This is a genomic window from Amycolatopsis nigrescens CSC17Ta-90, from assembly GCF_000384315.1.
GTDB lineage: Bacteria > Actinomycetota > Actinomycetes > Mycobacteriales > Pseudonocardiaceae > Amycolatopsis > Amycolatopsis nigrescens.
Genome location: NZ_ARVW01000001.1, coordinates 4,057,350 through 4,071,466, shown reverse-complemented (window position 1 = coordinate 4,071,466; position 14,117 = coordinate 4,057,350). Strand labels below are relative to the sequence as shown.

General features: G+C 69.9%; 15 protein-coding genes and 1 tRNA gene. 12 read left to right on the top strand and 4 right to left on the bottom strand.

Annotated features, from left to right (window positions below; all coding sequences use genetic code 11):
• Positions 1–51: 51 nt before the first annotated feature.
• The 4 genes from AMYNI_RS0119255 to bagB are packed head-to-tail and all read left to right on the top strand — an operon-like array spanning position 52 to position 3,382.
• Positions 52–915 carry an esterase/lipase family protein gene (locus AMYNI_RS0119255; RefSeq protein WP_020669672.1) on the top strand — a complete coding sequence of 288 codons (864 nt, stop codon included), beginning with the start codon at positions 52–54 and terminating at the stop codon, positions 913–915.
• Between the two features lie 47 nt (positions 916–962).
• Positions 963–1,211 carry a hypothetical protein gene (locus tag AMYNI_RS0119250; RefSeq protein ID WP_020669671.1) on the top strand — a complete coding sequence of 83 codons (249 nt, stop codon included), beginning with the start codon at positions 963–965 and terminating at the stop codon, positions 1,209–1,211.
• Positions 1,212–1,232: 21 nt separating this feature from the next.
• On the top strand, positions 1,233–2,237 hold the full coding sequence (gene bagA / locus AMYNI_RS0119245) for an ATPase BagA (RefSeq protein ID WP_020669670.1): 1,005 nt from the start codon (positions 1,233–1,235) through the stop codon (positions 2,235–2,237).
• A complete protein-coding gene (gene bagB, locus AMYNI_RS0119240; RefSeq protein WP_020669669.1) occupies positions 2,237–3,382 on the top strand; it encodes an ATPase BagB in 1,146 nt (381 codons plus the stop codon). The genes bagA and bagB overlap by 1 nt, the downstream gene beginning before the upstream one ends.
• A gap of 9 nt (positions 3,383–3,391) precedes the next feature.
• Here bagB and AMYNI_RS0119235 read toward each other — a convergent pair whose 3' ends face one another.
• Complete coding sequence (locus AMYNI_RS0119235; protein ID WP_020669668.1) at positions 3,392–3,703, bottom strand: WhiB family transcriptional regulator; 312 nt, start codon at positions 3,701–3,703, stop codon at positions 3,392–3,394.
• Between the two features lie 321 nt (positions 3,704–4,024).
• Here AMYNI_RS0119235 and AMYNI_RS0119230 point away from each other — a divergent pair, with 321 nt between their 5' ends.
• From AMYNI_RS0119230 to AMYNI_RS0119200, 7 genes are all read left to right on the top strand, one after another.
• A complete protein-coding gene (locus AMYNI_RS0119230) occupies positions 4,025–6,205 on the top strand; it encodes a transglycosylase domain-containing protein (RefSeq protein ID WP_020669667.1) in 2,181 nt (726 codons plus the stop codon).
• An 18-nt stretch (positions 6,206–6,223) separates the two neighbouring features.
• Positions 6,224–6,697 (top strand): hypothetical protein, encoded by a 474-nt coding sequence (locus AMYNI_RS0119225; protein ID WP_020669666.1) that lies wholly within the window; start codon positions 6,224–6,226, stop codon positions 6,695–6,697.
• Between the two features lie 221 nt (positions 6,698–6,918).
• A complete protein-coding gene (locus tag AMYNI_RS0119220) occupies positions 6,919–7,854 on the top strand; it encodes a metallophosphoesterase (protein WP_020669665.1) in 936 nt (311 codons plus the stop codon).
• Positions 7,855–7,863: 9 nt separating this feature from the next.
• Positions 7,864–7,937, top strand: a tRNA-Pro gene (locus AMYNI_RS0119215).
• 602 nt (positions 7,938–8,539) lie between these two features.
• Positions 8,540–9,439, top strand: coding sequence for a hypothetical protein (locus AMYNI_RS0119210; protein ID WP_020669664.1), 900 nt, complete (start codon positions 8,540–8,542; stop codon positions 9,437–9,439).
• Complete coding sequence (locus tag AMYNI_RS0119205) at positions 9,436–9,735, top strand: hypothetical protein (RefSeq protein ID WP_020669663.1); 300 nt, start codon at positions 9,436–9,438, stop codon at positions 9,733–9,735. The genes AMYNI_RS0119210 and AMYNI_RS0119205 overlap by 4 nt, the downstream gene beginning before the upstream one ends.
• 4 nt (positions 9,736–9,739) lie before the next feature.
• On the top strand, positions 9,740–10,372 hold the full coding sequence (locus AMYNI_RS0119200; protein WP_020669662.1) for a putative T7SS-secreted protein: 633 nt from the start codon (positions 9,740–9,742) through the stop codon (positions 10,370–10,372).
• Between the two features lie 5 nt (positions 10,373–10,377).
• On the opposite strand, the gene AMYNI_RS0119195 is transcribed toward AMYNI_RS0119200, so the two are convergent.
• Positions 10,378–11,151: a methyltransferase domain-containing protein gene (locus AMYNI_RS0119195; protein ID WP_026360652.1), complete on the bottom strand. Its 774-nt coding sequence runs from the start codon at positions 11,149–11,151 to the stop codon at positions 10,378–10,380.
• Positions 11,152–11,209: 58 nt separating this feature from the next.
• Here AMYNI_RS0119195 and AMYNI_RS0119190 point away from each other — a divergent pair, with 58 nt between their 5' ends.
• On the top strand, positions 11,210–13,054 hold the full coding sequence (locus AMYNI_RS0119190; RefSeq protein ID WP_026360651.1) for a prolyl oligopeptidase family serine peptidase: 1,845 nt from the start codon (positions 11,210–11,212) through the stop codon (positions 13,052–13,054).
• A 201-nt stretch (positions 13,055–13,255) separates the two neighbouring features.
• On the opposite strand, the gene AMYNI_RS0119185 is transcribed toward AMYNI_RS0119190, so the two are convergent.
• A complete protein-coding gene (locus AMYNI_RS0119185) occupies positions 13,256–13,441 on the bottom strand; it encodes a 2-hydroxymuconate tautomerase (protein WP_020669659.1) in 186 nt (61 codons plus the stop codon).
• A 36-nt stretch (positions 13,442–13,477) separates the two neighbouring features.
• A complete protein-coding gene (locus AMYNI_RS0119180; RefSeq protein WP_020669658.1) occupies positions 13,478–14,095 on the bottom strand; it encodes a TIGR03085 family metal-binding protein in 618 nt (205 codons plus the stop codon).
• Positions 14,096–14,117 lie beyond the last annotated feature (22 nt).

The window sequence follows — 14,117 nt, the reverse complement described above, 5'->3', positions numbered from 1 at the left end:
AATCTCGAAGGTGTCCATCACGGTTCGTCGCACACGTCAACGGGGGTCCTCATGCGCCTGCGCAGACCAGGCATCGTCACGCTCGCGCTCGTCCTGCTGGCCGGTTCGCTCGGCGCGCCGGCGGCGGCCGCGAACCCGCGCGGCGTGAACGACTGGAGCTGCCGGCCGAGCGCGGCGCACCCCGAACCGGTGGTGCTCGTGCACGGCACCGGCGACAACAAGGAACGCACCTGGCGCGAGATCGGGCCCGTCCTCGAACGCGAGGGCTACTGCGCCTACTCGCTGACCTACGGCGTGCTGCCGGACAGCCCGATCACCGGCGACGTGGTCGGCGGCCTGATGCCGATGGACTACAGCGCGAAGGAGCTGCGGGACTTCATCGAGGTGGTCCGTGCGGTTACCGGAGCGGGCAAAGTGGACATCGTCGGCTATTCGCAGGGCACCATGGTGCCCACCTACTACGCGAAACTGCTCGGCGGCCAGGACAAGATCAACCGGTACGTCAGCCTGGCCCCGATCTGGGGCGGCACCAACCTGTTCGGCCTCGCCTACATCTACGGGCTGCTGCGCACGCTCGGCCTCGGCGCGGTCAGCGGGCTGCTGACCAACTGCGCCGCCTGCCCGGACCTGCTCACCGGCTCGGAGATGCTGCGCAAACTGCACGAAGGCGGCATTTTCCTGCCGAACATCAGCTACACCAACATCGTCACCGAGTACGACCGGAACATCGTGCCCTACACCAGCGGGCTCGGCGACGGCCCGAACGTGCGGAACGTGGTGCTCCAGGAAAGCTGCCCGGCGGACCAGGTCGACCACGTCGGCATCGTGTTCGACCCGAACGCGATCGGGCACGTGCTGGGCGCTCTCGACCCGGCGGGCGCCCGGCCGGTGCCCTGCGTGCCCGTCCAGCGTTGAGTCCGAAATGGACGGATCGGGCGCCGGCTGATCGCTAACGTGGAACCGTGGAAACCTGGCGCATCATCGCGACGGCCCTGCTCGCGCTGCCCGGGATCGTGCTGGTGCCGGTGGTGATGGCCAAGGTCCGTGACCGCACGCACAGTTCCGGGCAGGTCGCCGTATCCGGTGCTGTGACCTGCACCGCACTGCTGCTGCTCGGGCTGCTCACTTTCACCGTGCTCCCGCCGGTCGTGGCCTGGACGGCGGTGGTCGTGCTGGTGACAGCGGTCAGCGTCATGCTGCTGGCTAGTTAAGCCCTGAATTAGGCTGCGAACGTGACCACACCGCTGCCCGGCTGGACCGACGAGCTCGCGCGCGCCCGGCTGCACTTCGTGACCGGGAAGGGCGGGACCGGCAAGACCACGATCGCCGCGTCGCTGGCCATCGCGCTCGCCGCCGGCGGCAGGCGGGTGCTGCTGGTCGAGGTCGAAGGCCGCCAGGGCATCGCCCAACTCTTCGACGCCGAGCCGTTGCCGTACGCGGAGCAGCGGATCGCGTCCACCCCGGGCGGGGGCGAGGTGCGGGCGCTGCACATCGACGTGGAAGCCGCGCTGCTGGAGTACTTCGAGCTGTTCTACAACCTGGGTTTCGCCGGCCGCACCCTGCGCCGGATGGGCGCCGTCGAGTTCGCCACCACGCTCGCGCCGGGCCTGCGGGACGTACTGCTCACCGGCAAGATCAAGGAGTGCGTCGGGCGCACCGAGTCCGACGGCCGGTACAGCTACGACGCGGTGGTGGTGGACGCGCCGCCGACCGGCAGGGTGGTCAAGTTCCTGGACGTCACCAAGGCGCTCACCGACCTGGCCAAGACCGGCCCGATCCGCGGCCAGGCGGAAGGAGTGGTGCGGTTGCTGCACTCCGGCGGCACCGTGGTGCACCTGGTGACCCTGCTCGAAGAGATGCCGGTGCGGGAGGCCGTGGAGGCGGTCAGCGAACTCGACGGCGCCGACCTCCGGCCCGGCGCGGTGCTGGTGAACCGGGTCCGGCCGCCGCGGCTGCCGGCCAGGTCGGTGACCGCCGCCGCGGACGGCAGGGTGGACGCCTCCCGGGTCCGCACCGGGCTCGCGTCCGCCGGCCTCGCGCTGCCGGAGGCCACCCTGGAGGCGCTGGTCGAGGAGACCGTGGAGCACGCGATCAGGGTGGCCGCGGAACAGCGGGCGCGGGACCAGCTCGCCGAGGCGGATCTACCCACCCTGGAGCTGCCCGAGATCACCGCCGGCGTGGACGTCGCCGCGCTGTACGAGCTGGCCGAGGCGCTGACCGACCAGGGTGTGCGGTGATGGCGGAAACCGAGCGGCCCCCCGACGACCTCGACCTGGACGCGCTGATCGACGATCCGGCCAGCCGGGTGATCGTCTGCTGCGGTTCCGGCGGGGTCGGCAAGACCACCACCGCGGCCGCACTGGCGCTGCGCGCGGCCGAACGCGGACGGCAGACCGTGGTGCTCACCATCGACCCGGCTAAGCGGCTGGCGCAGGCGCTCGGCCTGCGGGAGCTGGGCAACCAGCCCAAGCAGGTCGCGGTCGCCGGCTTCGAGCCCAAGGGCGAGCTGTGGGCGATGATGCTGGACATGCGGCGCACCTTCGACGACATGGTGCGGGTGCACGCCGGGCCGGAGCGCGCCGCGAACCTGCTGGCCAATCCCTTCTACCAGACCATTTCCACGTCCTTCTCCGGCACGCAGGAGTACATGGCGATGGAGAAGCTGGGCCAACTCGCCGGTTCCGGCGACTGGGACCTGATCGTGGTGGACACCCCGCCGAGCCGGTCCGCGCTGGACTTCCTGGACGCGCCGACGCGGCTGGTCACCGCGCTGGACGGCCGGATGATCAAACTGCTCACCGCGCCGGCCAAGGCCGGCGGCTGGGGCCTGCGCAAGGTGGTCAGCACCGGGTTCTCGATGTTCGCCAAGGCGGTGTCCACCATCCTCGGCGGGCAGCTGCTCAGCGACGCGTCGGCGTTCGTGCAGGCCTTCGACAGCATGTTCGGCGGCTTCCGCGAGCGGGCCCGCAAGACCGCGGAGCTGCTGCGCTCCTCGGGTACCGCGTTCCTGGTGGTGGCCGCCCCGGAACCGGACGCGCTGCGCGAGGCCAGCTACTTCGTGGAGCGGCTGTCCGCGGAGTCGATGCCGCTGGCCGGGCTGGTCGCCAACCGCACCCACCCGGTGCTCGCCGATCTGTCCGCGAGCGACGCGACGGCCGCCGCGGACGCGCTGGAGCGGGACGGCAAGGCAGCGCCGCTGGCCACCGCGGTACTTCGGCTGCACGCCGACCGGGTGGCGGTGGCCGAGCGCGAGCAGCGGCTGCTGGCCCGGTTCACCAGGGCGCACCCGAGCGTGCAGATCGTCGAGGTGCCCGCGCTGCCCAGCGATGTGCACGACATCGCCGGGCTGCGCGACATCGGCGACCAGCTCGGCAGGACCTGAGCCGCCGCTTCAGCCGGCCCGGACCGCCTGCGTCTCGATCAGCTCACCGAACTCGCGCTTGGCGGACTCCAGCAGCTCGGTCCAGGACGAGACGTCCGGGCGTCGCCGCAGCAGGGCCCGGCGCTCCCGTTCGGTCATGCCGCCCCAGATGCCGAAATTGATCCGGTGATCCAGTGCCTCGGCCAAGCACTCGGTGCGCACGGGACAGCCCATGCAGACCGTCTTGGCCTTGTTCTGTTCCGCCCCACGTACGAACAACCCGTCCGGGTCCGCGTCCCGGCAGGACGCGCTGACTCGCCAGTGCGACTGGTTGGTTTCCATACCCCCAGCTCCCTACCCTGTGTCGATCCCGCGGGCAGGCGAGGCGATGCCCCGTCACCACCGGCGGACCTCCCTATTGCTCACGTCGGCCGGCCTGCGCCTCCCCGGCGCCGGCGCCGGCGACTAGGCGAAGCGGACTCATCCGCTCACCCATCCGCCGGATATTCTTTGTGAGACGTTGACGGACTGTAGGCGCTCACGGTTCCCTCGCCAAGTTGTCGGATCTTTTTTGTTACCTGATGTCACCGCTGACGCGCAGTTTCGTGATAATGAGGGGTCCGAGGTCACGGCGTTCACACCCCCTCCGCGTACCCTGGCCACGTGCGTAAGAGGGATGGTCTGTTCAAGCTCGTCGGTCTCTGTCTGCTCGCGGGGGTGCTCGTCGCCGGGGTGCTGTTCCCCGTGGTCGGTGCGGCGGGGGTGGTCTCCAACCGCGCCAGCGAGACGGTCGACAGCATGTCGGCCGATCTGGCGAACGAGCCGCCGCCGCTGGTCACGTCGGTGACCGACTCGGCGGGCAACCAGATCGCGACGCTGTACAAGCAGTACCGGATCCCGACCGCGCCGGACCAGATCTCGGACGCGATGAAGTGGGCACTGGTCTCGGTGGAGGACCGCCGGTTCTACGAGCACCACGGGGTGGACTGGAAGGGCACCATCCGGGCCGCGGTGAGCACCAGCGGCGGCAGCACCCAGGGTGCGTCCACGCTGACCCAGCAGTACGTGAAGAACTACCTGATCAACGTGACCAACCGGCCGAAGAGCGACAGCGAAGAGGACATCAACGCGGCCAAGATGGGCCAGGCCAAGGCCCAGGAGGTGTCGATCGCCCGCAAGCTGAAGGAAGCGCGGATCGCGATCCAGCTCGAGACCAAGATGACCAAGGAACAGATCCTGGCCGGCTACTTGAACGTGGTCGAGTTCTCCCGGCAGATCTACGGCATCGGCGCGGCCGCGCAGACCTACTTCGGGGTGCAGGCGAAGGACCTCAACGTGGCGCAGTCCGCGCTGCTGGCCGGGATCGTGAACAACCCGATCGTCTTCGACCCGTGGCGGAACCCGGAGAAGGCCAAGGAACGGCGCGACCTGGTGCTGGATCGCATGGTGGACAACCAGAAGCTGGCCAAGGTGGACGCGGACAAGGCCAAGGCCGAGCCGCTGGGCGTAACCCCGGGGGCGCCGAAGAAGCCGGCCGCGAACTGCACCGGCGCCGGTACCGAGAACGGTTTCTTCTGCCAGTACGTCGAGGACTACCTGCTCAAGTCCGGGATGACCAAGGACGACCTTTACACCGGCGGCTACACGATCCGGACCAGCATGGACCAGAAGGCCAACCACGAGGCCAAGGTCTCCGCCGAGTCGCAGGTCAACAAGAAGCAGAAGAACGTGGCCAACACCCTGTCGCTGGTGCGGCCGGGCAAGGAAAAACACGAGGTGGTGGCGCTGGCGGCGAACCGGGACTACGGCCCGGATGCCGCCGCCGGGCAGACCATCTTCGGCCTGCCGTCCGGGGTTTACAACACCGGCGGCGCCGGGTCGAGCTACAAGATCTTCACCGCGGCGGCGGCCCTGAAGGAGGGGAAGGCCGGGATCTTCAGCAACATCCAGGTACCGGGCAGCTACAGCTCGTCGGTGTTCACCGGTGGTGGGCCGAGCTGCCCGACGGTCGCGCGGGGCACCCGTGCCTACTGCCTCAGCAACAACGAGGGCTCCAACTACCCCAGCTCGATGTCGCTGCAGAGCGCGCTGGCCACCTCGCCGAACACCGGCTTCGTCATCCTCGAGGAACAGGCGGGCATGGGTTCGGTGGTCGACATGGCCAGCAAGCTGGGCATGCGCGAGACGATGGCCAGCAACCTCGGCGGCGGCACCGTGAAGCCCGATTCGAAGGAGCCCGGCGAGAACGTCAGCCAGAGCACCTTCTTCGGTCCCAAGGAGAACTCGCCGGGGCAGGGTTCCTTCACCCTCGGTCCGTCCCCGCTGAGCGGGCTGGAACTGGCGAACGTGGCCGCCACGATTCTCAGCGGCGGCAAGTGGTGCCCGCCGACCCCGATCGGCCAGGTGACCGATCGCGACGGCAAGCCAAAGCAGATCACCGAGCAGCCCTGCGAGCAGGTCGTCGAGGAAGGTCTCGCGAACAGCCTCGCGGTCGGCATGAGCAAGGACGAGCAGCCCGGCGGCACCTCGGCCGCGGCCGCCTCGAACGCGGGCTGGACCCGGCCGCTGATCGGCAAGACCGGTACCACCCAGGAGAACGGCTCGGCCACCTTCGTCGGCGGCACCCCGCAGCTGGCCGGCGCGGCGATGGTCTTCCGGCCCGAAGGCGGCAAGGGCGGCCTCTGCGACGTGCCGGGCACGGTGATCACCTGTCCCAAGGGCACCATGTTCGGTGGCAGGACACCAGCGCGCACGTTCTACGGCGCGATGAATAAGATCATGGAAGGCCAGGAGGTCGCCCAGCTACCTCCGTCCGACCCCAAGTACGAACGCGCCGGACGGTAGTCGGCGCACAGACGTGTGATGCCCCGTGACATCGCGGATGCGCCCAAGGGATCGCGGCTGGCGAAGGTGGCCTTCTGGGTCGTCATCGTCGCCGCGACCCTGACGGTGCTGCTCGCGATCTTGGTCGTCGTGGTCCTCTCGGAGATGTTCGATTCAGACGAGGCGAACGACAAAGCGTTGGCTGCGGCCCAGCACGCAGCGCAATCGCTTGCGCTCGAGTTCGGGCAGCCGCCACCTGATGGCCAGCCGGTCGAACAGTACTTGCGCGAAACCACAGCGCGATACCCCGGAGAAATCCTTGAAGTCCGCCCTTCTGGCCAAACCACCATGGCCGTAGTGATGGTGCGCGGAGTCGCCTCGGCCGTGCCGGGGCCGTTCGAGGCAAAGCGCTGCTTCGAGTTCTCGGTGCCGGCGCAGGCGACCGGGCAGAGTGTGCCGTTTACCGAGCTCGGCCAGTGCCCGCCGCCCGAAGCCACGATCCCGGCCGGATGACGAACGTGCCGGACGGTAGTCGGCCGGAGTTGTCCACACACGCCCGGCGGTAGGGACGGGCCGGAAAGAGCACGCAGGTATACGCTGGTCGGTGTACGCAATAGGCCAACCGGGGGCATCTTGGGGCGTGCGTTCCATCCGTCTGTTGAACACGTATCCTAGACAATGTGGGTACTCTCAGTAACAAAGTCACGCCAGGTGTGAAGGTTCGCAACCTGGCAGTGGGGACCGCGGCCTTCGGCGCGGCCACCCTGGGTTACGCCGTCGGGATCGAACGACGGCATTGGACCCTGCGCACGGCCGAACTGCCCGTGCTATCACCTGGTGCCCGACCGATCAAGCTGCTGCACATCTCCGACCTGCACATGCTGCCCGGCCAGCAGTCGAAGCAGCGCTGGGTCGCCGCGCTGAACGAGCTCGAACCGGACCTGGTGGTAAACACCGGGGACAACCTCGCCCACCGGCAGGCGGTGCCGTCCGTGCTGCGCGCGATGGGCTCCCTGCTGGAACGGCCAGGGGTCTTCGTCTTCGGCTCCAACGACTACTACGCCCCCAAGCCCAAGAACCCGGCGCGCTACCTGATGCCGAAGGGCCGCAAGAAGCGCATCCACGGCATCCACCTGCCCTGGCGCGATCTCCGCGCCGCCCTGCTCGAGCACGGCTGGATGGACCTCACGCACGTCCGGCGCAGCTTCCGGATCAACGGGCAGGACGTGTTCGCGGCCGGCGTGGACGACCCGCACCTGAACCGGGACCGCTACCCGGACATCGCCGGGCGAGCGGACCGGCGCGCGGCACTCCGCCTCGGCGTGACCCACTCGCCGGAACCGCGGGTACTGGACCCGTTCGCCGCCGACGGCTACGACCTGGTGCTCGCCGGGCACACCCACGGCGGGCAGCTGCGCATCCCGGGCTTCGGCGCGCTGGTCACCAACTGCGAACTGGACCGCTCACGAGCCCGCGGTGTCTCCCGCTGGGGAGCCGACATGTGGCTGCACGTCTCGGCCGGCCTCGGCACCTCCCCCTATGCGCCGGCCCGGTTCGCCTGCCCCCCGGAAGCGAGCCTGTTGACCCTGGTAGCCCGCGATTCCGGGGTACAGGCAAGCCCGCTTCGGGGCAGCAAACAGCATCCGCTAAACTCTCCTTCGGCCCGTTAAGCAGTACTCCGGGGTGTGGCGCAGCTTGGTAGCGTGCCTCGTTCGGGTCGAGGAGGTCGTGGGTTCAAATCCCGCCACCCCGACGGTAGCTCTGGGAGCTCCTTGCTGATGGAAAGCATCAGCAAGGAGCTCCCATTGTCGTATTGGGGGGCCGAGCCCCCCATGCCCCCCACGGTGCGAGCTCCTCCAGTGGGCGAGCGCTGGGCGCGTCGTGGGGGAACCAGCGCCCGGATACAGACCGCGGAGCGTCGTGGGGGAACCAGCGCCCGTATGGAGATGGTGGGGCGACGTGCGGGAAACAGCAGGTGGATTGGCTCGGCGGGCGGCGGAGTAGTAGGTAGGCGGCCAGGTAGCCGAGGACTGCGGACACGGCGATGAGATAGAGGGGGTCCATGAAGGGCTCCTTGAGTGCGTGCTGAATCGGTGACCCGAGGCTATGGGCGGCGAGTGCGCGAAATCCACTTCGGATGGCGAAGTTGCCAGGTAATTCCCGGCGGCACGAAATCGCCGGATTTTCGCCACCTCCGAGCGGCGGCAGAAAACAGGCAGAAACCGCGAATGCAGCTGCCCCCGGTGGCGAAAAGTTGGCAAAAAGCCTGGTGAGACTGTTGTCCGAAGGTCAATTGCGGCGCATTCGCATAACCCGCTGACGAAGTTGTGGATCTTCCAGTACAGTCCCCGATCCATGAAGAACCCCATCGGCGGGGAGCTGCCAGGATTCGACAAGAATGGCGAGCCGGGCAAGAAATTGGTGGAATGTCTGCGCAAGCTGCACAAGGATCGCGGATTACGGCACGACGACCTGCGGTCCCGGCTCGGCCCCGAACTGCGGGAACTCTGGGGGATCACGGAAAAGGACGACAAGGAACGGGTCCGCGCGAAGGCGGCCATCCGGATCAGGGCCAGGCTGGCCGGATTCGACCGGAAGATGACCGAGGTGGTGGCGGCCTACTACAACCTTTCGCCCGACGCCAAGCGGAACGCGATGCTGCTCGGCGAACGACGGGAAGAGCTGGCAAGGCGCAAGGGCGACCAGTACTCCGTGCGGCAGACCTCGCGGGAGTTCGACTGGTTTCTCGCGGAGCTGGTGAAAAGCCTGAAGCAGCCGTGCCCGCCCATTCCGGAGGCCGAGCTCCAGCGGATGGTCGATCAGCTGCGCGGTGGCGCGGCGCAGGACCGGCTCGGCCGGGCCATCCACCGGGTGCACCATCCGCAGCACGCTTCCGATGAGGCGCTGGTCCAGCTGCGGTCCGCGGTACTGCACGGCCCGAGGTCGGCCACCGACGAGCTCGCCGTCACGAGCACCGCGGGTTTCGGGCACTGGCTGTGCGTGTTCACCAGCCCCGGCCTGCTGCACGACTACCGGCGGCGGACCGGGGCCGCCTGGCTCGACGAGCACTGGAGCAAGACCGGGGCCGAGCTGGTCCGCGAAGTGCACCGGGTCCGGCTGCCGGTCGGCATCCTGGTCAACCCCAGCCCGCGCCGCGGTGACGAAACCGCGGAAAGCCTGCCCATCCCGCCCGAGCTGGTCGCCCGGCTCGCCCAGTCCCACCGACCCGAAACCCCGATTGGGAACCAGCCATGACCGGCTTCACCGTCACGCCGCAGGAGCTGCGCGCCGTGTCCCGCACCATGCACGAGCTGCACGACAGGTTCGAAGCACAGCCGAATCTGCGTTTCCGGATGGACGCCAAGGAGACCAGCGACGACAACCTGAGCCGGGAGCTGGAGTCCTTCCAGGGCGAGTCGCTCGACTGCGCTCGGCGCCTGCAGGACGACCTCGCGGAACTGCGGTCGCGGCTCGGCCTTGCCGCCGACGGCTACGAAGAAGCGGAGAGCGACGCGGTCGACCGGATCAACGCGCTGTTCGGCCGCGCCTAGCGACATGACCGGAACCCAGCACCGCGGCGATCTGCTGCCGCAGATCCGGGGCAACCTGGACGCGATCGGCACCGAGTGCCGCCGGCTCGACACCCTCGCGACCTTCTTCGACACGGTCGGCGAGGACCTCCGGCGGACCGAGGCCACGCACTGGCAGAGCCAGGCCGGGCGCGATTTCGAAGAGCTCGGCTTCACGCTGGCCAAGCACTGCCGGCGGACCGCCGACGCGCATTTCACCGCGGCCGGCGCACTGGACCGGTACCGGGCCACGCTGGAGGACCTGCAACGCCTCCGCGACTCGGTGGCCGAGGATGTGCGGCGCAGTCCGGATCCGGTCACCATCGAGGCCGCGCGGGCCTCCGTCGCGCGCTGGCAGGCGCAGCTCCATTCGGCCGGTGAGGTGGCGTCCCGGGAGGTGGCCAAGGCCGCGGCCGAGCTGGAGTCGGTCAACCGGCTGCTGCCCGAGCCGGTGCCGGCCATGGCGGCACCGGTCGCGGTGCCGGAGCCGCCGCCGGGCAGGCATGCCGCGACGCGGCCGCCGCCGACGCCATACGACGCGTGGCGGAACCCGGAGTCCTACCGGCAGCGGGTCCGTGAGATCAACGACGCGCTGCTGGACGCCGTGTCACGGAACTGAGCCGGTCACTTGGTGGCGACGATCTCCACCCAGCACTGCTGGAAGTCGCCGTCCCCGCCCTGTGCCCACACCCAGGCCGACCTGGCGGCGCTGGCCAGCTGGTCCCGGTCGCCACCTGGCGCGGCCAGTGCGGCGACCAGCCTGGCCTCGACGTACTTGGCGAGCTCGCGATAACCGAAGTCCGGCCGGTACCTGGCGTGCGCGCGCACGTCACGGAACCCCGCCCGCGTCACCTGCTCCGGCAGTCGTTTCCCGGCGAACGGGTCCCCGCCGGCGCGCTTGCGCAGCAGGTAGTGCCCGCGCAGGGCGGCGTTCACGTTCGCCGTGTTCGGCCGGAGCCTCGCCCTGCTCCAGTCCGAAGTAGACAGTGTGAGCAGGCCGCCGGGGCGCAGCACGCGGTACAGCTCGGCGAGCGCATCCGCCCCGCTGGCCAGATGCTCGAACAGGGCGTGCGCGAAAACGACGTCGACGCTGGCCGAAGCGGCCGGCAAGGCGTACACCGAACCCGCAGCGAAGTCCACTGTGGACAGTCTGGTGCGGCGCAGTGCGGCGCGGGCCAGCTCGAGCTGGCCCGGCTCGCGGTCGACGCCGAGCACCTGGCAGCCCGGCACCTCGGCGCCGAGGCCGATGGTGATCGAGCCGGGACCGCAGCCGACGTCCAGCACGCGCATCCCGTTCCGCAGCAACGGCAGGACGAACCTGGCGCGATCGGCGGCGGTGCGCCCGGACATCATCGCCATCACGTCGTGGGCGTAGCCCGGCGCGTATCCCTCGTGCACGCCACGCAGACTACGGGCACGAGCCCATCGCCGGGGCAGACCTGGCAGGATCGGAACGGTGAGTACGCAGCCAGCGCCCCAGCACCCGTCCGCAGTGATCCCCGAGCGTCTGTTCGACGACGAGGGGGCCGAAGACCGGTGGCGCGCCAGGTTCCGGGCGCCGCGGATGTCGGCTCCGGACTGGGCGATCGACGCGCCGGACGCGAGCATCTACGTGTCCAACACCAGCGGGGCGTGGGAGGTGTACGCCTGGAACCGGGCGACCGGTGAGCACCGCAGGGTCACCGACCGGCCGAACGGCACCGTGCACGCGACCCCCTCGCCGGACGGGAAGTCCATCTGGTGGTTCAACGACACCGACGGTGACGAGTTCGGTTCCTGGGTGCGCGAGCCCTTCGCCGCCGGTGGCGCGCCTGAAACCGCGGTGCCCGGGGTGCACGACGGCTACCCGGCCGGCCTGGAGATCGGGCACCGGGTGATCGCGATCGGCGTGTCCACCGACGAGGGCAGCGAACTGTTCACCCACGCCGACGGGGAGACGAAGCGGTTCTACGCCAGTGAGGACGACGCGAGCGTCGCCGGACTGTCCCGGGACGAGCGACTGGTGGCCATCTCACATGCTGAACACGGCGACTCCCGGCACCCGGCGGTGCGGGTGCTCACCACAGGCGATTTCGCCGCCGTCGCGGACAAATGGGACGGCGAGGGCAAGGGGCTCACGCCGCTGGAGTTCTCGCCGGTGTCCGGTGACTCCCGGCTCCTGCTGCTGCACGAGCGGCGCGGCCGCGAGGAACTGCTGGTCTGGGACGTCGAGCGGGACACCGAGACCGAGATCGAGCTGGACCTGCCCGGCGAGGTGGTCGCCGAGTGGTACCCCCTTGCCGACGCGCTGCTGGTGGTGCACTTCCACCAGGGCCGCAGTTCGCTGTACCGCTACCACCTCGACACCGCAGAGCTGTCCTCTTTGGACACTCCGGCGGGACGGATCGGCGGTGCCGGGGTGCGGCCGGACGGATCGGTGGAGTACGCCTGGTCGAGCGCGGCGCAGCCGCCGGTGATCCGGGTCCGCGCGGCCGACGGCGAGGACAAGGTGTTGCTGACCCCGCCCGGCGAGCGGGCTCCCGGTTCGTCCCCGATGACCGATGCGTTCGTCGAAGGCGCCGGTGGGCAGATCCACGCGCTGGTGTCGCGGCCCGCGGACGCGCCGGCCGGCCCGCTGCCGACGGTGTTCACCCTGCACGGCGGCCCGCACTCGGCGGACGAGGACCGCTTCTCCGCGTATCGCGCGCTGTGGCTGGACGCCGGAGTGGCCGTGGTGGAGGTCAACTACCGCGGTTCGACCGGATACGGATCGGCCTGGCGTGACGCGATCGAGGGCAGGCCCGGCCTGACCGAGCTGGAGGACGTCGCCGCGGTGCACGACTGGGCGGTGCAGAGCGGCCTGGCCGATCCGGCGAAGTGCGTGGTCAGCGGCGCGTCCTGGGGCGGCTACCTGACCCTGCTCGCGCTCGGCACCCAGCCGGACCGCTGGGCGGCCGGGGTCTCGAGCGTGCCGGTCGCGGACTACGTGGCGGCTTACGAAGACGAGATGGAGCAGCTCCGCTCCTTCGACCGCGCGCTGTTCGGCGGCACGCCCGAATCGGTGCCCGCGGTGTACAAGGAGTGCTCGCCGATCACCTATGTGGACGCGGTGCGGGCGCCGGTGCTGGTGCTGGCCGGCGACAACGATCCGCGCTGCCCGATCCGGCAGGTGGAGAACTACCTCGACCGGCTCGCCAAGCGCGGCCTGCCGTACGAGTTCTACCGCTACGACGCCGGCCACGGCTCGCTGGTGATCGCCGAAACGATCAACCAGATCGCCGCGGAAGTGTACTTCGCGCTGCGCGCCCTCGGCCTGCGCTGATCTCTTGGCCCGAGCCTGCGGCGCGAGTTGTCCACAGTTCGGCGATCCTGTGGACAACTCGCGGCGATGGCCGGGTGGCCGGGTGTGGGGGCGATAGGCTGGAGCGGGGCCGCCCCCCGGGAGTGGTGGGGGCTGCGCGGGGTGCGGCAGGGCCGCGTTGGGGGCGTCGGCGTGAGAACGGCGGGGCTGGGCGAAGCTGGGTCAGCGGTCCGAGATCAGGCGGCCGCCGACGGCCCAGCGCTCGGGCGGTACCTCGTTGATGGTGACCCAGACGCCGTCGGGGTTCGCGTCGCAGGTGCGGGCGAAGGCATCGGTGAGTTCCCGGACCAGTTCGCGCTTCTGCTCCTCGGTGCGGCCGGGGAACATGGTGACGTTGATGAGTGGCAAGCGGCTCTCCTCGACAGGGCGATTCGGAAGGGTGGCTCAGAGACCGCGGCTGACCCCGTCGAGCGCGGACTTGTCGCCCTCGAAGGACACGTGCACCGCGTCCCGGCCGAAGGCGTAGAAGAGCAGCTCGACCGGCTCGCCGGTGATGGTCACCGGGTTCGGGCCGCGTTTGGCGGTCACCTCGGCGCCGGCGGGGGTGAGCAGCACGACGCCGACCGGGCTACGCCGGAAGGCCAGCCGCCCGATCCGCCGGATCGAAGCCAACGCGGTCGCGTCGCGGCGGGGGTCCGGGTCCCTTGGCGCCCAGTCCGGCTGCGCCCGCCGGACATCTTCGTGATGCACCAGGAACTCGGGGCCGTTGACGATCTCGTCCAGCGGGCCGAACGCGGTCGGCCAGAACCGGGGCGGACCGGAGCGAACCGAGCCGACCAGCTCCGACCAAGGCCTGGCCGCGTAGTTGTCCTGCACCCGCTGGGTGTGACCGGCCAGCGGGGACAGCAGGATGCCGGGCGCCGCGTCCGGCCGGTGCTCCCGGAGCACCAGGTGGGCGGCGAGGTCGCGGGTCCGCCAGCCGGTGCACAAGGTCGGCGCCTCGGGGCCGAGTTCGTCGAACAGGCTGCACAGCGCCAGGCGCTCATCCTTCGCGACTCCCATGGCCATGACGCTACCCAGCGGC